The sequence below is a fragment of the Paenibacillus lentus genome (assembly GCF_003931855.1).
Taxonomy (GTDB): domain Bacteria; phylum Bacillota; class Bacilli; order Paenibacillales; family Paenibacillaceae; genus Fontibacillus; species Fontibacillus lentus.
This window is the reverse complement of the sequence record NZ_CP034248.1, coordinates 1,023,506-1,041,926: the sequence shown is the minus strand read 5'-3', so window position 1 is coordinate 1,041,926 and position 18,421 is coordinate 1,023,506. Positions and strand designations below refer to the sequence as shown.

18 protein-coding genes are annotated in these 18,421 nt (G+C 44.6%); 4 read left to right on the top strand and 14 right to left on the bottom strand.

The genetic code is table 11. The features are described 5' to 3' along the window. Window positions 1-8: 8 nt before the first annotated feature. Window positions 9-908, bottom strand: coding sequence for a mechanosensitive ion channel family protein (locus tag EIM92_RS04765; RefSeq protein ID WP_246021201.1), 900 nt, complete (start codon window positions 906-908; stop codon window positions 9-11). Between the two features lie 10 nt (window positions 909-918). Beyond that, window positions 919-1,152, bottom strand: a complete 234-nt coding sequence (locus EIM92_RS04760) for a putative Se/S carrier protein (RefSeq protein WP_425464191.1) — start codon at window positions 1,150-1,152, stop codon at window positions 919-921. Between the two features lie 163 nt (window positions 1,153-1,315). Here EIM92_RS04760 and yyaC point away from each other — a divergent pair, with 163 nt between their 5' ends. Beyond that, entirely contained in the window at window positions 1,316-1,924 is a 609-nt protein-coding gene (gene yyaC / locus EIM92_RS04755; protein WP_125081701.1) for a spore protease YyaC, read from the top strand. On the opposite strand, the gene EIM92_RS04750 is transcribed toward yyaC, so the two are convergent. The 12 genes from EIM92_RS04750 to rpmH form a co-directional block, all read right to left on the bottom strand. Continuing rightward, the gene (locus tag EIM92_RS04750; RefSeq protein WP_125081700.1) at window positions 1,896-2,396 is read right to left on the bottom strand and encodes a DUF4446 family protein; all 501 of its coding nucleotides are present in this window, start codon (window positions 2,394-2,396) and stop codon (window positions 1,896-1,898) included. The two genes, yyaC and EIM92_RS04750, sit on opposite strands and share 29 nt — an antisense overlap. 23 nt (window positions 2,397-2,419) lie before the next feature. After that, a complete protein-coding gene (locus tag EIM92_RS04745; protein ID WP_281279654.1) occupies window positions 2,420-3,601 on the bottom strand; it encodes an aminotransferase class V-fold PLP-dependent enzyme in 1,182 nt (393 codons plus the stop codon). A 290-nt stretch (window positions 3,602-3,891) separates the two neighbouring features. Then, window positions 3,892-4,731, bottom strand: coding sequence for a ParB/RepB/Spo0J family partition protein (locus tag EIM92_RS04740; RefSeq protein ID WP_125081699.1), 840 nt, complete (start codon window positions 4,729-4,731; stop codon window positions 3,892-3,894). Next, window positions 4,724-5,485 carry a ParA family protein gene (locus EIM92_RS04735; protein WP_125081698.1) on the bottom strand — a complete coding sequence of 254 codons (762 nt, stop codon included), beginning with the start codon at window positions 5,483-5,485 and terminating at the stop codon, window positions 4,724-4,726. Before EIM92_RS04735 ends, EIM92_RS04740 begins: the two co-directional genes overlap by 8 nt. Window positions 5,486-5,727: 242 nt before the next feature. Next, complete coding sequence (gene noc / locus EIM92_RS04730; protein ID WP_125081697.1) at window positions 5,728-6,546, bottom strand: nucleoid occlusion protein; 819 nt, start codon at window positions 6,544-6,546, stop codon at window positions 5,728-5,730. A gap of 565 nt (window positions 6,547-7,111) precedes the next feature. Beyond that, window positions 7,112-7,834 (bottom strand): 16S rRNA (guanine(527)-N(7))-methyltransferase RsmG, encoded by a 723-nt coding sequence (gene rsmG / locus EIM92_RS04725; RefSeq protein WP_125081696.1) that lies wholly within the window; start codon window positions 7,832-7,834, stop codon window positions 7,112-7,114. A 4-nt stretch (window positions 7,835-7,838) separates the two neighbouring features. Then, window positions 7,839-9,725 (bottom strand): tRNA uridine-5-carboxymethylaminomethyl(34) synthesis enzyme MnmG, encoded by a 1,887-nt coding sequence (gene mnmG, locus EIM92_RS04720; protein ID WP_125081695.1) that lies wholly within the window; start codon window positions 9,723-9,725, stop codon window positions 7,839-7,841. A 123-nt stretch (window positions 9,726-9,848) separates the two neighbouring features. Next, window positions 9,849-11,228 carry a tRNA uridine-5-carboxymethylaminomethyl(34) synthesis GTPase MnmE gene (gene mnmE, locus EIM92_RS04715; RefSeq protein WP_125081694.1) on the bottom strand — a complete coding sequence of 460 codons (1,380 nt, stop codon included), beginning with the start codon at window positions 11,226-11,228 and terminating at the stop codon, window positions 9,849-9,851. A 731-nt stretch (window positions 11,229-11,959) separates the two neighbouring features. After that, window positions 11,960-12,673 carry an RNA-binding cell elongation regulator Jag/EloR gene (jag, locus tag EIM92_RS04710; protein ID WP_125081693.1) on the bottom strand — a complete coding sequence of 238 codons (714 nt, stop codon included), beginning with the start codon at window positions 12,671-12,673 and terminating at the stop codon, window positions 11,960-11,962. Continuing rightward, on the bottom strand, window positions 12,670-13,548 hold the full coding sequence (gene yidC / locus EIM92_RS04705) for a membrane protein insertase YidC (RefSeq protein WP_125081692.1): 879 nt from the start codon (window positions 13,546-13,548) through the stop codon (window positions 12,670-12,672). Before yidC ends, jag begins: the two co-directional genes overlap by 4 nt. A gap of 75 nt (window positions 13,549-13,623) precedes the next feature. Then, window positions 13,624-13,974, bottom strand: a complete 351-nt coding sequence (gene rnpA, locus EIM92_RS04700) for a ribonuclease P protein component (protein WP_110930561.1) — start codon at window positions 13,972-13,974, stop codon at window positions 13,624-13,626. A gap of 407 nt (window positions 13,975-14,381) precedes the next feature. Next, entirely contained in the window at window positions 14,382-14,516 is a 135-nt protein-coding gene (gene rpmH, locus EIM92_RS04695; RefSeq protein WP_110930560.1) for a 50S ribosomal protein L34, read from the bottom strand. Window positions 14,517-14,833: 317 nt separating this feature from the next. Here rpmH and gnd point away from each other — a divergent pair, with 317 nt between their 5' ends. The 3 genes from gnd (at window position 14,834) to gntK (ending at window position 18,301) form a co-directional block, all read left to right on the top strand. After that, window positions 14,834-15,733 carry a phosphogluconate dehydrogenase (NAD(+)-dependent, decarboxylating) gene (gene gnd, locus EIM92_RS04690; RefSeq protein ID WP_125081691.1) on the top strand — a complete coding sequence of 300 codons (900 nt, stop codon included), beginning with the start codon at window positions 14,834-14,836 and terminating at the stop codon, window positions 15,731-15,733. Between the two features lie 69 nt (window positions 15,734-15,802). Then, complete coding sequence (locus EIM92_RS04685) at window positions 15,803-16,474, top strand: GntR family transcriptional regulator (protein ID WP_125081690.1); 672 nt, start codon at window positions 15,803-15,805, stop codon at window positions 16,472-16,474. A 279-nt stretch (window positions 16,475-16,753) separates the two neighbouring features. Next, the gene (gntK, locus tag EIM92_RS04680) at window positions 16,754-18,301 is read left to right on the top strand and encodes a gluconokinase (RefSeq protein WP_211344426.1); all 1,548 of its coding nucleotides are present in this window, start codon (window positions 16,754-16,756) and stop codon (window positions 18,299-18,301) included. Window positions 18,302-18,421 lie beyond the last annotated feature (120 nt).

Sequence of the window (18,421 nt, the reverse complement as noted above, 5' to 3'; positions counted from 1 at the left end):
GATGTTGTCTACTCTCCGTCCGGCAATGCTAAAGCTTCCTCTTCCTCAAGCGCCTGTTTAATATAGGTCCTAATTTGGCGCTCCATCTCTTCTCTCATCTCCGGCAAACCTTCCATAGCAATGCGGATGACAAATTCGCTGGCTGAGAGTGACTGGATGCCAACCACATGAGGAACTTCAGAAGTGTAAGGATGATCCTCCTTCATCTTTAGCATCGCTTTCTTCAACAAGCTAATCATCTCTTCGAGTTTCTTCGTATTGCTGAACGGAAAATCTACAACAACCATCGCGTTATTTAACGAATAGTTCGTCACGTTAGTAATTGTGCCATTCGGAATAATATGCACTTCGCCAGTCCAACTCACGAGCCGTGTGGAACGAAGTCCGATCATCTCTACCGTCCCTTTAAGACCACCTGTTTGAATCACATCACCTACTGCAAATTGATCCTCAAGAATGATGAAAAAGCCTGCGATCACATCCTTCACCAAGCTCTGAGCCCCAAAACCGATGGCTAAACCGAGCACCCCAGCTCCGGCAAGCAGCGGTGCAAGCTGAAAGCCAACTTCGCCAAGAACAAGCATGATCATAATGAAATTGCTTGTAATCGAAGTAACATTTTTCAACAGCCCGGCAACAGTAACTAATCTACGAGGATTCACCTTCAATCGACTCTGCTCCTTTTTCTCCAAAGAGCGATCGATAATCCGATAAATAACTCTGATAAATATGCGTGTCAGAATAAATAGAACAATAATACGCAGGGCTGAGAACATAACCATTTCCCACATTTCGACGTTAGTTGCCCAATCCCACAGCTTATCTTTCCAGGTTACAGCCACTTTAATTGCTTGCTCGGCAGGGTCTACTTCACTTCCATCTTCCATTATATTGGTGAGCAGTATCATCTATCCCCTCCTACAATTCGATGTTATCATATCCTGATTTTGATGGGGAATAGATTCCCCGAATATCTACTTGCTCTTGAATGATGATCTCCTTAACAGTAATGAGCGCTTCCTTTGGGAACCGAATTGATAAAGCGCAGCCTGCCGTAATTTCTTTCGGTGTTGGATACAGGTCGATTTCAATTTCCGCATACTCCAGCAGCATCTCGGCCCTTAATGCTTGCTGCGTTGAATCAAATGCCATTACTAACCATGTGTCCACTGCTTTAGCCCCCTATTATAAGCGATACTTTAGTCGGAGTATAGAAATGTTCTTTTTTCCATATACTATCTATTATTCCTAATAGCATATATTCCGGTGTTCCGGTAGCTATATTGGATAATTCTAAGCGGAAAGGAAGATTTCAATGTCTCAGCTAAATCCGTCGTTAACAGGACAAGAAATTCCTTATTTAAAAATACCCCACACTGAGCCAGGCATTCATTCCGCGATTATTCATCGATTGCTACTTCATCTTGCTCAGATCGCACCTGGACAGGAAATTGTCGTCGTCTGTATCGGTACAGATCGTTCTACCGGCGATTGCCTTGGGCCCCTAGTCGGCACTTCCTTATCCAAATATAAATGCCCTTACTTTCACTTGTACGGTACATTAGAGGAACCCGTGCATGCGATGAACTTGAAAGATACTCTCCAACAAATTCACAGCACATTTCTAGATCCTTACATTATTGGAATTGATGCTTGCCTGGGTCAAACCTCAAGCGTTGGATCCATCCAAGTCGTGCAAGGCCCACTCCGCCCTGGAGCAGGCGTAAATAAAGAATTACCGCCGGTTGGCGATATCCATCTTACAGGCATCGTCAATGTCGGCGGCTTCATGGAGTATTTTGTATTACAGAACACACGACTTAGCTTAGTCATGCGCTTGTCTGATATTATAGCCAGTAGTCTTTATTCTGCCATTAAAGAATGGCATAATGGCTTCATTCCCCTTGCGCGGCAAGAGCAATAACCTCGATTTCTTCTTGAGATAACGCATGAGGGGATTCCCCTTTCGTTAATGGCTTGGCATATACATAAGAGCCGTCCCGATTATAAATACCCGTAATGACGACCCCATCCTTCTCATCATTTATAAATGCGATAGAGAAACTTAAATCATTCCCACGCTCGGCAAAAGCGTTATAACGCTTCATGCCGATTTTTGCTTTCTGCTTCGGCACCAGCATTTGCAGCCGTTCGAGTATCTTCTGCTGTTGATCCTGTACATCCTCTAACTTGCCTTGCTGTAGTTTCAAATCGACGAGTAGCCCCTCCAGGTCCTCTACTCCTGCTCCCTGCATCATCAATTCATATTTCCGACGGATCTTCCGGAGCTTACTGCCCTGAAGCAAGTTCCAGATGAGCAGCCAAACCACGACGATAACTAACCCAATTACAACCCAAACTAACTGTTCCAGAATGAGCTCATTCCATTCTTGCATGCTTCCTCTCCCCTATGTTCATGTCATTGAGCCAAAATTTTCCGCATGGCTAGTACGAATGACTCAACCTCTTTCTCCGTCGTACCAAAACCTACACTAGCTCTAACAGCCCCGCCCTCCGTTGTTCCTGCTGTCATATGTCCTAATGGCGTGCAATGATACCCGGCGCGCACAGCAATTCCATATTCTCTATCTAACCTAAAAGCAATCTCCGCAGCATCTCTGCCCGCCACATTGTAAGACACGAGCCCCGTTCTTGCTTCACCCAGCTTTGGCCCAATCAAAGATACGCCCGGCATTTTGGATAACTCCTCCATCATCGTTTGGACAAGCTTCCACTGATGTTCATAAACTTGTTCTACCCCATATTTGAGTACAACATTCACCCCAGCTGCCAACCCGGCAATACCGACCGTATTTGCCGTACCCGCCTCATACCGATCTGGCCGAACTGTTGGCTGCTCAAGCTCTTCGGATTGACTTCCTGTCCCTCCATGCAACTGCGGCTCCAACTCCACCTGGGGAGAAATATATAAACCTCCTGTGCCCTGTGGGCCAAGCAACCCCTTATGCCCTGGAAAAGCAAGCATATCAATTCCCATTTCAGCAACGTCAATGGGATATGTCCCAGCAGTTTGAGCCGCATCTACCAGAAAAACTGCTCCATGCTCACGAGCCAAACGCCCTAATTCATCAAGAGGCATAATACTTCCCAGCAAATTTGAGCTATGTGAACAAACAACTAAAGTCGTCTCTGAGCGAATGGAATTTCTGACTGCCTCCATATCTAATTGCCCCGAATCATTCACAGCCACATAATCAACCTGAATTCCAATGGTTCTTTTCAAGTATTCTAATGGTCTTCTCACTGAATTATGCTCAACCATAGTTGCAATCACATGATCGCCAGGCTTTAGCCAGCCCTTGATAGCCAAGTTCAATGCCGCAGTCGTGTTGGAGGTAAATACAATGTCATTGGGATTGGCAATATGAAATAGCGTCGCGAGCGAGCGCCTAGCGTTATACATTACTCTTCCCGCTTGCAGGGCCATATTATGACTCCCTCGCCCCGCACTGGCCGCTTGACCATTAAGAACCTTCATCATAGCCTCCCCTACTTCCGGTGGTTTAGGCCATGATGTAGCAGCATGATCAAAATAAATGACAGCTTGCTTTTCCAGAAAACTCGCCTCCTTAATTGACAACAATTACGTCCCTATATCTCATCTTACTATTTTCACTTTCTGTTTCAGTTTATTCACTGATGTAACACTGGCTCATGACTTATTGATGGCGATCCTTGATCCTTATATTCACTTATACCATCTCTTTTAAACTATTAGCCAGGCAATCTATGAGTAAGATTAAAGAATGACATATCCCTCCGCTGCAGAGACTGAACATCCCCCAGACAAGACGAATATGTCATCCGCAATAAACTCTAAATAAGAATATTTTATACTCGTGAATTTCTAGCAAACTATATCTAGTTTAGTCAAGATAGTAAGTCAAGCAATCTTTGCAGATCTTGCTGACTATAATAATTAATTTCGATCTTCCCTTTATCTTTACTCGGTTTAATCTTTACTGTTGTTTTAAATCTTTCTCGCAGGTTTCCTTCAACTTCCTCTATATAAGGATCACGTTTTTGGTTTATTGTCTTTTGCTTATCCTTCTTCTTGCGATCCAACTGTTGAACAGCATCCTCAAGCTCACGTACGCTCCACTCATGATCAATACATTGCTTAGCTAGCTCCTTAATTATGGTTGCATCCTTCAAACCGACAAGAGCTCGAGCATGTCCCATGGATAATGTTCCACGTGAAACATATTCCTTCACTTCTTCCGGTAGTGATAACAACCGCAAGAAATTTGCGATATGAGAACGAGACTTACCTACCTTCAATGATAGTTCTTCTTGCGTGAGCTGAAATTGATCCATCAACCCCTGATAAGCTACTGCGATTTCCATTGCATTCAAATTTTCACGTTGCAGGTTTTCAATCAGAGCAATTTCCATCACCTGCTGATCGGAGAAAGAACGAACTACAGCCGGGATAGTATCATTACCACAATACTGAGAGGCACGATATCTCCGTTCCCCCGCAATGATTTCATAACCCTTTAGCACACTGCGAACGATGATCGGCTGAATAACCCCATGCTGACGAATCGACTCTGCCAATTCGCGAATAGCATCTTCATCAAAAGTTTTTCTTGGTTGGTACGGGTTGGCTCGAAGCTGATTTAGTGGAATGTCCACCACCTTATCATCCTCTTGAATGGAGAGTGATGGTATCAGCGCATCCAAACCTTTCCCCAATCGCTTACTCATAAGAGACCACTTCCTTTGCCAACTCTAAATATACTTCCGCTCCCTTAGACCGGGGATCGTACGTTATAATCGATTGACCATGCGATGGTGCTTCACTTAAGCGAACATTACGCGGAATAACGGTTCTATAAACCTTCTGCTGAAAATATTTTTTAACCTCTTCAATGACTTGAATGCCCAAATTCGTTCTAGCGTCAAACATCGTGAGCAGAACACCTTCAATTTGAAGAGAGGTATTTAGATGCTTCTGAACAAGACGTACCGTATTCAAAAGTTGACTTAACCCCTCAAGCGCATAATATTCACACTGAATAGGAATCAACACTGAATCAGCCGCCGTCAATGAGTTAATGGTTAGAATACCAAGCGATGGCGGACAATCGATAAGCACATAATCATACATATCCTTGACTTGTTGAATCGATTTCTTAAGCCGGACTTCACGCGAAATCGTAGGTACAAGCTCAATTTCAGCCCCTGCCAGTTGAATGGTAGCAGGAATAATATCCAACCCATCCACCTCTGTAGAAACGATTGCTTCTCTCGGGTTGACTTCATTTATTAGCACATCATAAATACAGTTGGCAACATCGGCCTTGTTGATCCCAATTCCACTTGTCGTGTTTCCTTGCGGGTCAATATCAATGAGCAGAACTTTTTTACCGATCGCAGCAAGTCCTGCCCCGAGGTTTACGGAGGTGGTCGTTTTACCGACTCCTCCCTTTTGATTAGCAATGGCAATGATTTTAGACAATCTATTTCACCTCAGTATCCGTTAAAAATCTTCTTGTAGTATGAATCTAGGTAGTATCCACTAAGCTGAAGCTACAAAAAGACAACAAAGTCATCCTTAACATGTATTACTTCATTAGGTAAGATCATTCCCGCTAGCTGCATGTTCGGTTAGATGGAAATGAACCTGGATGACTCAAGCCATTTTGCCGAAAAAGAAGCTGACCTTCTAACCTCGCGGTCATGGTCAGCGAGAATCATTCATTATCTTTTAGGAATTTGAATCACAATTTCATAATGATCTTCATGGTCCTTCTCCGAAGTTTTGATTTGCATTCCAGAGCCAGATACCATATCAATCGATTGACGAATCGTGTTCAAGGCCAAGCGAACATCCTTCGAGAAAGAAATTCGTCTAGGCGTCTTCTTATTCTTAGCGACTTCTTTATAAAATGCTATCCTAGCTTCGGTCTGCTTCACATTCAATTCTTTGCTGATAATCTCATCCAATACCTTTAATTGAAGCTCCTCGGTATCAAGAGATAGTAGAGCCCGGGCATGCCGCTCCGTAACTTTTCGTTCCATGAGCGCTGTCTTTACTTGTTCCGGCAGTTGGAGCAATCGAATTTTATTGGCAATTGTCGATTGACTCTTTCCTAGCCGCTGAGCTAAGCTCTCCTGAGTCAGCTGATGCAAATCGATCAAATTTTGATAAGCAAGAGCTTCCTCGATCGAGGTAAGCCCCTCCCGTTGCAGATTCTCAATCAAAGCAATAGAAGCAGCTTGAGAATCATTAAAGTCCCGCAAAATCGCAGGTATTGTCTCGTAACCTAACTTCACCACAGCGCGCCAACGTCTTTCTCCAGCAATAAGCTCATACTTATCATTTCGTTGGCGAACTACGATCGGCTGAATGATGCCATGAGTCTTAATCGTCTGGCACAGCTCTTCGATTTTATCATCGTCAAAAATAGTTCTAGGTTGGTATGGACTGCTTACAATTTCACCAACCGGAATTTGTTTCACTTCATCTCCGCTGCTTCGTTCGGCAAAACCAAACAATTTCGAAAATTGTTCCTTCATTCCGTCAATTACCACCTAAGTTCATAGTGTCATAAGGCAATGCCTTATGGGCTGCATTTCCTTGCTTATCAAAACTAAGGGAAAGCCGCACAGTAAACGGTGAAAAAAACGTCTGCGACGTAATTTCTAAAGTAGACAGACTGCTTTTGGCAGTAGTTTTCTTGCAACTATAGAGCTGTCCAAGCAAAGCTAAACATTTTTAATCCTATAATGTTGAAATAGTCCCCTTAAGAAAATCAACTGCCTATGTCTTCAGGCAAGAGGATTCCTCTTTGAATTGGCAGTATTTCATAGTTAATTTCTACGAACAATGCATTTTCAAGATACATTAGTATATCGTAGATAGAATTAAGCATTTTCCATAGAAATTAACGAATATCGGACAAAATGATGATCGTTATATCTATTCTACCACTTTTTTCACTATAATCCTATTCTCTTATTTAGCTATTTTTCTGCTTCCTGACATGAAGAAGAGATCCCCCAGCAATATGTTTCACGTGGAACATATTGCTGGAAGGATCATAATTTATCATTAAAATGATGCTGTTCAGATGCTGCTAAACTAAATAATAGGTGACTTTAAAGGTGTTCCGGCTTTTCGTGGATAGGCCTTTGGGGTCGCCGCGGTTTTATTTACAAGAATGATATGGCGATCAGAACTATCCATAGGTAAGGTAAAGTGATGACTAGCCGATAGCTTCGCGTTAAGCACTTTCATGCTGCGTGCTGCTTCCTCTACCTCTTCACGCGGATCACTTCCCTTCATGGCTGCAAAAATACCGCCTATTTTAACGAAAGGAAGGCAAAATTCATTCAATACAGCCATTCGAGCTACAGCTCGAGCTGTTACTAAATCGAATTGATCACGGTATTGTGGCTTACGGGCAATATCCTCTGCTCGACCATGAATGAGTTCAACACCATCCAACGAGAGTTGATCCACGATGTTCTGCAAAAATTGTATTCGCTTGTTGAGTGAATCTACGATCGTGAGCTTGATATGTGGAAAACAAATTTTTAATGGAATGCCTGGAAATCCGGCTCCAGAACCAATGTCCGCCATTGTATGAACACTTGTCATATTTACATAAAAGGACAAGGATAGTGAGTCATAGAAATGCTTCACATATACCTGATCACGCTCTGTGATCCCCGTCAAATTCATTTTCTCATTCCAAGAGACCAATTCATTAAAATAGGTTTCAAACTGGGCTAATTGCCCCGCATTGACCTCAATTCCTTGATCGCGAAGCAATGATTGAAATTGATTTTGTATTTGATCCAATCACTTATCCTCCTGCAGCGGTAACCCGGTTATAATGTTCCAAATAGACAAGAAGAATGGAGATATCAGCTGGCGATACCCCTGAAATTCGTGATGCTTGCCCAATGGAGAGAGGACGAATCTTAGCTAGTTTCTGTCGTGCTTCGATAGCCAGCCCCTGGATGTCCTCGTACTTGATATTTTCAGGAAGTTTTTTCTTTTCCATTTTTTTCAATTTTTCAACATGGAGAAGCTGTTTTTCGATATATCCCGCATATTTCACTTGAATTTCAACCTGTTCCATCATTTCCTCGTCCAAAGCAACTTCAGCTGGTGAAAATTGATGGATATGCGCGTAGGACACCTCTGGACGCCGCAAAATAGCCAGCAAATTACTGCCGTCCTGAATCGTGGCTGAGCCGATAGACTCCAAGAGTGGATTGATGTCTACCGGACGAACTTTGGTTGTTCGGAGACGCTCTACCTCCTGCTCCACCTTCTCCTTCTTATCAAGGAACTGCGCATAGCGCTCCGGTGAGATCAGTCCGATCTCATAACCGATTTCAGTAAGTCTGAGGTCGGCATTATCATGGCGAAGCAATAAACGATATTCTGCGCGCGAGGTGAGCAGACGGTAAGGCTCATTCGTCCCTTTCGTCACCAAATCATCGATTAGTACCCCAATATACCCTTGGGACCGATCAAGTACGATAGCTTCTTTACCTTGAACCTTGCGAGCAGCGTTAATACCTGCCATAACCCCTTGAGCCGATGCCTCTTCATATCCAGATGTACCATTGATTTGTCCAGCCGTAAATAAGCCAGGAAGTAGCTTCGTTTCCATCGTTGGCCATAGCTGAGTCGGTACGATGACATCATATTCAATCGCATAGCCGCTACGCATAATTTTGGCATTCTGCAGTCCGGGAACCGAGCGAACGATTTGCTCCTGAACCTCTTCCGGCATACTGGTTGATAATCCTTGCACATAATACTCCGCCGTATTCTTTCCTTCCGGTTCCAGAAAAACCTGATGCTGTGGCTTATCGCTAAAACGAACGATTTTGTCCTCAATAGACGGACAGTATCTCGCACCGGTTCCTTCAATAATCCCCGAGAACATCGGCGCGCGTTGTAAATTCGCATTGATAATTTCATGCGTCTCAGCCGAGGTATAAGTTAGCCAACATGGCAACTGCTCATTATCCGAGCTTTTTGTTTCGTAGGAGAAAAATTTAGGGTTTTCATCCCCCGGCTGAATTTCCGTCTGAGAAAAATCAATCGAATCTCGATGAACCCGAGGTGGCGTACCTGTTTTGAAACGAACGAGTTCAAAGCCAAGCTTTTTCAAATTATAAGATAGGTTAACGGCAGGCTGCTGATTGTTCGGGCCGCTCTCATAGGCGAGCTCACCCATAATAATCTTGCCGCGCAGATAGGTTCCTGTCGTCAAAACTACCGCCTTACTGCGGTATTCTGCTCCAGTCTGGGTGACAACCCCCACACATTTGCCATCCTCTACAATTAAATCCTCAACCATGCCTTGACGCAGCGTTAAGTTATCCTGCTTCTCCAGCGTTTCCTTCATCGCATGCTGGTAGAGCACCTTATCGGCTTGGGCACGAAGCGCATGGACCGCAGGCCCTTTCCCTGTGTTCAGCATTCGCATTTGGATAAAAGTTTTATCGATATTACGGCCCATTTCACCGCCGATGGCGTCTACCTCTCTTACAACATGACCCTTCGCCGGCCCTCCGATGGAAGGATTACACGGCATGAAAGCGACCATGTCCAGGTTAATCGTTACCAGTAGTGTTTTACAGCCCATACGAGCTGCAGCTAATGCAGATTCACTGCCTGCATGTCCAGCACCGACGACGATCACGTCGTATTCTGCTGCTACAAACCCCATCCTAAACCCCCCTTTAAATTCAAAAATTATATCGTAAATAACAATAATTGTTTTAAAATTAAACTATTCAAAACATTCTTTTTCATCATACCATGAATGAATACCGCTCATACGTGCGAAGAACTATTTTCCCAGACAAAATTGGGAGAAAATCTGATCAATCAACGCATCCGGCGCAGCATCTCCGATCACTTCACCCAATTGTTCCCAGGCTAATCTAACATCAATTTGCAGAATATCGATTGGAATACCGATATCCGCTGCCTCATAAGCATCCGCAAGCGATTGCTTCGCTTTATTCAACAGGGCAATATGCCGCACGTTGCTGACGTAAGTGAGATCCCCGGACTCCAGCTGCCCCCCGAAAAATAGCTTCGAGATCGCCTCCTCCAAATGCTCAAGCCCCTCCTCTGTCTTCACGGATAACTCTACGATAGCTTCCTCGGGAAAATAACGCCTGACAACCTCCCTATTAAGCTGCGATGGCAAATCAATCTTATTCAGCAGTACAATCGTTTGCCGTCCTCTCAGTTGCTCCATCAAGTGAATCTCGTCTTCATGCAGCAGCTCAGCATTATTCAGTACTAACAAAATCAAATCAGCCTCATTCACCGCAGCCTTAGAGCGCTCTACTCCAATTTGCTCCACAACATCGATCGTTTCGCGAATTCCCGCCGTATCCAACAGCTTGAGCGGAATATTATTAATCGTCACATATTCTTCAATCACATCCCGAGTCGTACCTGGAATATCGGTAACGATCGCCTTATTCTCTCTAGCCAAAGCATTTAGAAGCGATGATTTGCCCACATTCGGACGCCCTACAATCGCCGTAGTAATGCCTTCCCGCAGAATTTTTCCCTGATTTGCCGTCTTGAGAAGCTGCTCGATCCCTTCAGTCACTTCCATACATTTTGTTTTGATGAACTGCGTCGTCATCGATTCGACGTCATGCTCAGGGTAATCAATATTGACCTCGATATGCGCCAGCGTCTCCACCAGCGTATGACGCAACGCCGCAATTTTCCGGGATAGATCACCCTCCACCTGCTTCAGAGCGACCGAGAATGCCCGATCCGACTTCGAACGGATCAAATCGATCACCGCCTCTGCCTGCGACAAGTCAATACGCCCGTTCAAGAACGCCCGCTTCGTAAATTCCCCTGGCTCTGCCAAGCGAATGTTCGGCTGAAGCAGCAGAAGATCCATCACCCGCTTGACAGAAATGATTCCACCATGTGTGCTGATTTCCACCACATCCTCTGTCGTAAATGAACGAGGCGCACGGAATACCGATACCAGCACTTCTTCCAGTTTCTCTTGCGTCTTTGGGTTTATAATAAAGCCATAATGTACGGTATGGCTATCTACATCCGTTAGAGGCTTCTTGGAGCGAAACAATGCTCCCACTTCAGCAATCGCCTCCGGCCCACTGACACGAATTACCGCAATCCCACTTTCGCCTACTGCCGTCGATATAGCAGCGATTGTATCGCTCAACATAGTTAATTCACCTCGTGATTGAATAATAATACTTGATCTGCCGTCCGGAGAAGCAAAACGGTAACCGCGTGTAAAAAAACTTGTAGTGAAAATGTTAGTCGCGGCGCAGTCCGTTTGATCCTTCGATCGCTGTTGTCATCGGATTATTATGATCTGATAAATTCATAAGAGATTATAATCCGACGACAAAGGCGAACGCTACCGCTTCTCCGAATTCAAACGGACGGCTCTGCTACACTTTTCACCTATTAAGCCTAACCTTACGCAGTCCAGCACCGTCGTTCCTAGACGTTCCCCTGCTCACAACTCATCATCATACATATTATAATTCCCGCTCGTCCCCAAGCACATCCCAAAGGGATAGAAACTCATTACAAGCACAATGAACATAAACCGATAACTTGATTTCAACTGTCCCAACCGATACACGGGTGTGTCGACAGCAGAAATGCCTGCAGCGTGTTCTCAGGTTACCGGGTGCTCCAAAAGTAAGACGTACCCGAAGGGGGAAAAGCGTGCCTTGCATACACCCAAGCGCATTCCTGAGGGGAACAGCGATGTAGGGGCGCCTCTTTTACCTCCAACGTTACTCCTGTTTGCGGGAGCCCCGACGAGGGCTGCAAGCCTTCGGGAGCCCTCCATTACGGTGGGAGGGTTTGGGTCGGTTGAACATACAATAAAAAAACAAGACGCAATGACATTTGCCGAAACAACGTCATTGCGTCCTCCATTCATTTACTCTGCTTCAGGGCGATTACAACACGCCGGTTAGGCTCCTCACCTTTACTGTATGTCTTAACCTCTGGGTGATCCTGAAGTTTGGAATGAATCACTTTGCGCTCCTGCGGCGACATCGGTTCAAGAGCCAGCTCTTTACGGGTGCGAATCACCCGGCCAGCAAGCCTGACGGCCAAATCCTCGAGCGTCTTTCTCCGGCGTTCCCGGAAATTCTCCGCATCAAGCACGATACGAACGAAGCTATCGGAATAACGGTTAGCGATAATATTCGCCAAATATTGCAGGGCATCGAGGGTTTGACCTCTCCGCCCGATCAGTAATCCCAAATCATTGCCGGAAATGTTAAGTACCGTATTATCCTTCTTATGCTGCACTTCTACATTTACCTGAAGACCCATATTCTCGCCGACGTCCCGAACAAATGACGCCGCCTCCTCGTAAGGATCCCGTCCGTCGCTAACTACACCCTCTTTATAAGTTACAGGAACAGTATCGTTCGAACGGCTTCCTTGAAGCGGTTCTGATGGAGTCTCTTCGAGCAAGGTTAACTCTACCTTAGCTTCCTTGACACCAATCAGCCCCAGGAATCCTTTTGACGGCTGCTCCAACACATTCACGGCAACTTTATCCTCGGTAGTGCCGAGCTTGGCCAATCCTTGTCTTACAGCTTCTTCAATGGTTTTTCCCGACGTCACAATTTTATTCATTTCGACTTTTTGGCCTCCTTGGCTCCTTTGCCGGGATGACCGGCTTTTAAGTTGGAACCGCCCTTTTTCGACTTAGATCCGCCGTCACTTCCGCCACCGGCTGTAACTGCAACAGGATCCTTCTTACGATAAATGAAATAGTTTTGCGCGATCGTATACAGGTTACTGTATACCCAGTACAGAGGGAGTGCTGCAGGAAACTGAATCGCCATCACGAAGATTAATACCGGATAGATCAGCATCATGAACTGCATTGGCCCCTGCATACCAGACGGGTTCATATTTGACATCATCTTCGTCTGAATAAATGTCGTTATCGCCGCGATAATCGGCAGAATGTACAAGCTATCTTTCTCTCCAAGCTGCAACCATAAGAAAGAGTGAGAGCCGATCGCCGAATTATTGTAAATCGAATTATATAGCGCAATAAATACTGGCATCTGAATCAATAAAGGAAAGCAGCCAGCCATCGGATTGACGCCATGCTCCTGAAACAGCTTCATGGTCTCTTGCTGCTGCTGTTCAGGATTGTCTTTATACTTTTCCCGAATCTTGTTTAATTCAGGCTGTATGGCTTGCATCGCTTTTGAACTCTTGACCTGCTTAAGCGTCAGTGGCAAAATCAACGTACGAACAATAATAGTTAGAACGAGAATCGCCAGACCATATTCCCCGCCAAACCAATCCGCAAACGTATCCAAAGCAAATGAGAAGTAATAAACGACATTCGCAGTCCACCAAGAGCTGCTATTACGCATATTTTCAGTTGTCGTAGCGTTATTCGTAACTTGTCCGCAACCGGCAAGCACGACAACAAGACCGATCGCTAAAATGAGGAGAAGCCATTTGCTTCTATTATTCTTCAAACGCGACACTTCAAAACCCCTCTCTTAACCTATCCATTCATCGTAAATCATAACATATTTATAAGGACAAATAAACAAGCATCCCTACGGTCTGGAAGGCTTGAGCAGCGAGGCTTTGCGCAGGGCATGAAGTACGCTTTTCTCCAATTCCTGATACTCCATCCCAACTGCACCTTTTCGTACGATAAAAATGATGTCTACATGATCCCTAATTTTAGCCTCATGCAGCCTAACGATCTCCTTGATCATCCGGCGCATCCGGTTGCGGACAACGGCATTGCCAATTTTCTTACTGGCCGAGACGCCCAGCCGAAATCGTTCAATATCCGGTTTATTCGACCAATAAACGACAAGCTGGCGGTTGGCAAAAGACTTACCAAACCGATATACTCGGCTGAAATCTGCCCGGTTCCTTAATCGTAGCTTCTTATGCACGACAATCTCCTTGATTCGAACCCCGCATCGATTTAGGACAATACAGGGCTTCACTTTCTTTGTAGTATAAACCAACACTAAAAACGGTAAACCTCATTTTAAGTTAGGTGTCCCGTTTCATATATACCCTATTCCTGCTTACGTGAAAATCATAACGTTCATTATTATTAAAGAGCATGCCTAACAAAAATTTAAGTGCACGCTATCGATTTCATACCATCATCACATAATTAACAAAAATAACCCCGCAGCAACAAGCGCTTCAAAGTCACTTCCGACAATATCATGCGGTACCACAACCGAGGGACGGAAACGAAAAAGCGGAACGTTCACTGCAGGGAACCAGAGCCACAATATTTGCATATACCTTTAAAAAAAGACCACCGTAGTGGTCTTCACGCAGTCATTTACGCACTGAGTACTTTTCTGCCTTTTAGACGACGAGCAGCTATAACTTTACGGCCATTTTTCGTGCTCATTCTCTTACGGAAACCGTGAACCTTTTTACGTTTGCTCACATTCGGTTTGAAAGTCGGTTTCATCTATTGCACCCCCTCACAAGGTCTAACTTCTATATTCACCATTTTCATTATCCACAGAAAATGCCTTTTTTCATTTAACCATATAACCCGGGCTAAAGTCAACCGGGCCCGGCATTTCTTTTCATTAGAATTTTTCAACAGTTGTCCACAATTCTTCATGATTACTACCCAGTATAAAAGTTATTCACATGTGGAAAAGTATTTTGGCTCAAGAAATTATAAACAATTAAGCATTTACAGAATATAACGGAGCATGTATGATGAATGCATATAAGTTGTATACAAGTATACTTGTCTGAGATAAGGAGTGTTTTTGTATGAAGCTTGGCATGATTGGACTTGGAAAAATGGGTTATAATCTCGTGCTGAATTTACTGCAATGTCATCACGATGTGGTTGCCTATGACATGAACCCACGTTCTGTTGAAAGCGCTGCTAGAGAAGGAGCAATTCCCGCTTCCAATATGGAGGAGCTGGTCTCTGCCCTGGATACTCCGCGAATCATTTGGATTATGGTTCCCGCCGGAGATGCTCTCCATTCGGTAATTGACAGTTTGCTTCCGCACTTAGATGAAGGCGATATTATTATTGATGGGGGCAATTCAAATTACAAAAATTCTCTGGATCTAGCTGAAAATTTAGGAAAGCGAGGACTTCACTTTTTCGATGTTGGAACCTCCGGAGGCGTAGACGGGGCTGAAAACGGCGGCTGCTTCATGATTGGCGGCGATGTAACTGTGTTTCGCCATATTGAGCCTATTTTTAAAGACATTGCCGTTGATAAAGGATACTTATATGCAGGACCTAGCGGCAGCGGACATTTTCTAAAAATGGTTCATAACGGAATTGAGTATGGCATGATGCAGGCTATCGCTGAAGGCTTTGAAATTTTAGAGAAAAGTTCGTTTGATTTTAACTATGAAGAGGTTGCCAGAGTGTGGTCCAACGGTTCAGTGATACGCGGCTGGCTCATGGAGCTGACTGAAAATGCATTTTCTAAAGATGCAAGGCTGGACAATATCCGCGGTGTCATGAATTCATCTGGCGAAGGCAAGTGGACTGTGGAAACAGCGCTCGAATTTCAAGCAACAGCACCGGTTATTGCCATGTCTCTGTTCATGCGATATCGATCACAGGATACCGATACCTTTCACGGTAAAGTCGTCGCTGCCCTGCGCAATGAATTTGGCGGTCATGCCGTAGAAAGCACGCAGTGACTTGACGTACCCAGGCAGGATCATTCATGTTATGATAAGTTAGTATCTTTGTGATAGGGAGTCTATAACATGAAATATCCATCCTCTTGGCTAAAAGGAAGCTCACTAGGCGAAGCAATCGCCTGTGAACTTCGTCTACAAATCATTAATGGCACAATTAAACAGGGAGAAGTTCTGTCCGAAAATGGAATTGCTGCCGACTTTGGCACGAGTCGTTCACCTGTCAGAGAAGCATTGAAGACGTTGTCCACTGAGGGATTAATTACGCTTAAGCGAATGGGAGCTGTCGTTAATGGGCTGCAGCTTCATGATATTTCTGAATTGTATGATGTCAGATTTCTGATAGAGAGTTTTGCCTGGAAGCGTCTGGTTGAGCAGGATACTACATTAGTCATTTCACAGCTTCAGCAGATTATTGACAAAATGCAGCTTGCTGCCAAGCATCTTGATGTCGTGGAATTTGCCTATCAAGACCTCTCCATTCACGAACTGATTATTAAGGAAGCAAAGCATGCGCGAATCTGGCATTTATGGTTGAGTATCCGCCAAATCGTAATGACGGTATTGCTTATAACGACGGAGGAAATCTTGTCCCAAGGAGATGATAAGATTAATTTTGTCATTAACAAGCACCGCAAATTGCTGCAGGGGTTGGAAACTAAAGATCCGGCTTTCATTGCTGCCCAAATCGAGGAGTACTTTGTCGATTCGCATCAAACACTTCATAAAAGTATCCATTAATCAGGAAATGTAAGGGATTTCCCCCCTATTTTATTAAAACTATTCATACATTAAATTGTCGACAAGTATACAATATGATCGACAACTTATTCGGTCACAACGCTACTTTATTGCTATGGTATGAAACCCATGGATGTTGTCAATTCAATGACTAGTGGCCTTGGCGGAACTTTTAACACCATCGCCAGCAATATACTTAAAAATCATCCTTCGATAAACTAAAGTTAAATTGGAATCAAACATAAAAAAAGGATATATCCTAAAGAGAGGGTGAATCAGGTGGCCAAATTATCGTATATGATCGGAATTGATATAGGCACGACAAGTACAAAAGCTGTGTTATTTGAAGAGAACGGTAAAATTATAGCTTCCGCTAATGAAGGGTATCCGCTATATACGCCTACGACAGACGTGGCGGAACAAGATCCGGAGGAAATTTTCGAAGCCGTTATCAGTACGGTGAAGCAAGTCATGAGGAAAAGCGGTGCCGATCCTGAATGTGTTATCCTTGTCTCCTTCAGCGCAGCAATGCACAGTGTCATTCCTGTCGATCAGGACGGGAAGCCCATCATGCGCTGTCTGACCTGGGCAGACAATCGAAGCGTAGAATGGGCTAATCGGCTAAAAAATGAACTGAACGGACACGATATTTACTTACGCACCGGAACTCCGATTCATCCGATGTCGCCGCTCACTAAATTGATGTGGCTACGTCATGACATACCGGAAAATTTCAGTAAGGCTCATAAATTTATTTCTATTAAAGAATTTGTATTCCACAAGCTGTTCCAACAATATATCGTCGACTATTCGATCGCCTCAGCCACCGGATTATTCAATTTGCAACAGCTGGATTGGGATTCTGAAGCTCTAACCCTTACTGGAATCACTCCGGATCAACTGTCCGAGCTTGTCCCTACGACACATACAATCCAAGGGCTTAACGAACGATATGCACAAGAAATGGGGCTTCTCCCCTCTACCCCATTTGTCATTGGCGCAAGCGACGGCGTGCTATCCAATCTTGGCGTAGACGCGATTGATCCTGGGGTCGTTGCCGTGACCATCGGTACTAGCGGAGCCATCCGCACCGTCGTGGATCAGCCTGTCTTTGACCCGAAGGGACGTATTTTCTGTTACGCGCTTACAGATAAGCATTGGGTGATCGGCGGGCCGGTGAACAATGGCGGCGTTATTTTCCGCTGGGTGCGGGATCAGTTTGCCGCTTCCGAGGTTGAAACAGCCAACAGGCTCGGCATTAGTCCATATGACGTCCTGACGCGAATCGCGGAACGTGTGAATCCAGGCTCGGATGGCTTGTTGTTCCACCCTTTTCTATCCGGCGAACGTGCACCGCTCTGGAATTCCGACGCACGGGGTTCTTTCTTTGGATTAACGTTAAACCATCAGAAGGAGCATATGATTCGTGCCGTATTAGAAGGTGTGATCTACAACCTCTACACCGTTCTGCTAGCTATGGAGGAGCAAATCGGTCAACCGCACAAAATTCAAGCGACAGGTGGATTCGCTCGCTCACCGTTATGGCGTCAAATGATGGCTGATATTTTCGATCAGAAGGTCATTATTCCGGAGAGCATAGAAAGCTCCTGTCTTGGCGCTGCCATTCTCGGCCTGTATGCGCTTGGCAAAATCGACTCTTTTGAAGTCGTCAAAAAAATGATCGGTGAAACTTATGAACATGCCCCTAATAAAGAGAGTGCGGCGATTTATAAAGAACTCCTCCCGATCTATATCCGGATTTCACGGAAGCTGCATGAGGATTATGAGGCAATAGCTCATTTTCAGAAAAATTTGAAACGGCCATGAGACATTTTGGTCATTAAAATCATTGGTATGGGCTTGAGAGTTCAATTTTACTCTCATCCCATCTTTTTTTATGCGTAACTACGACAGTTTCCTTCAAATTTTCCCTAGCCCCTTCTGCTC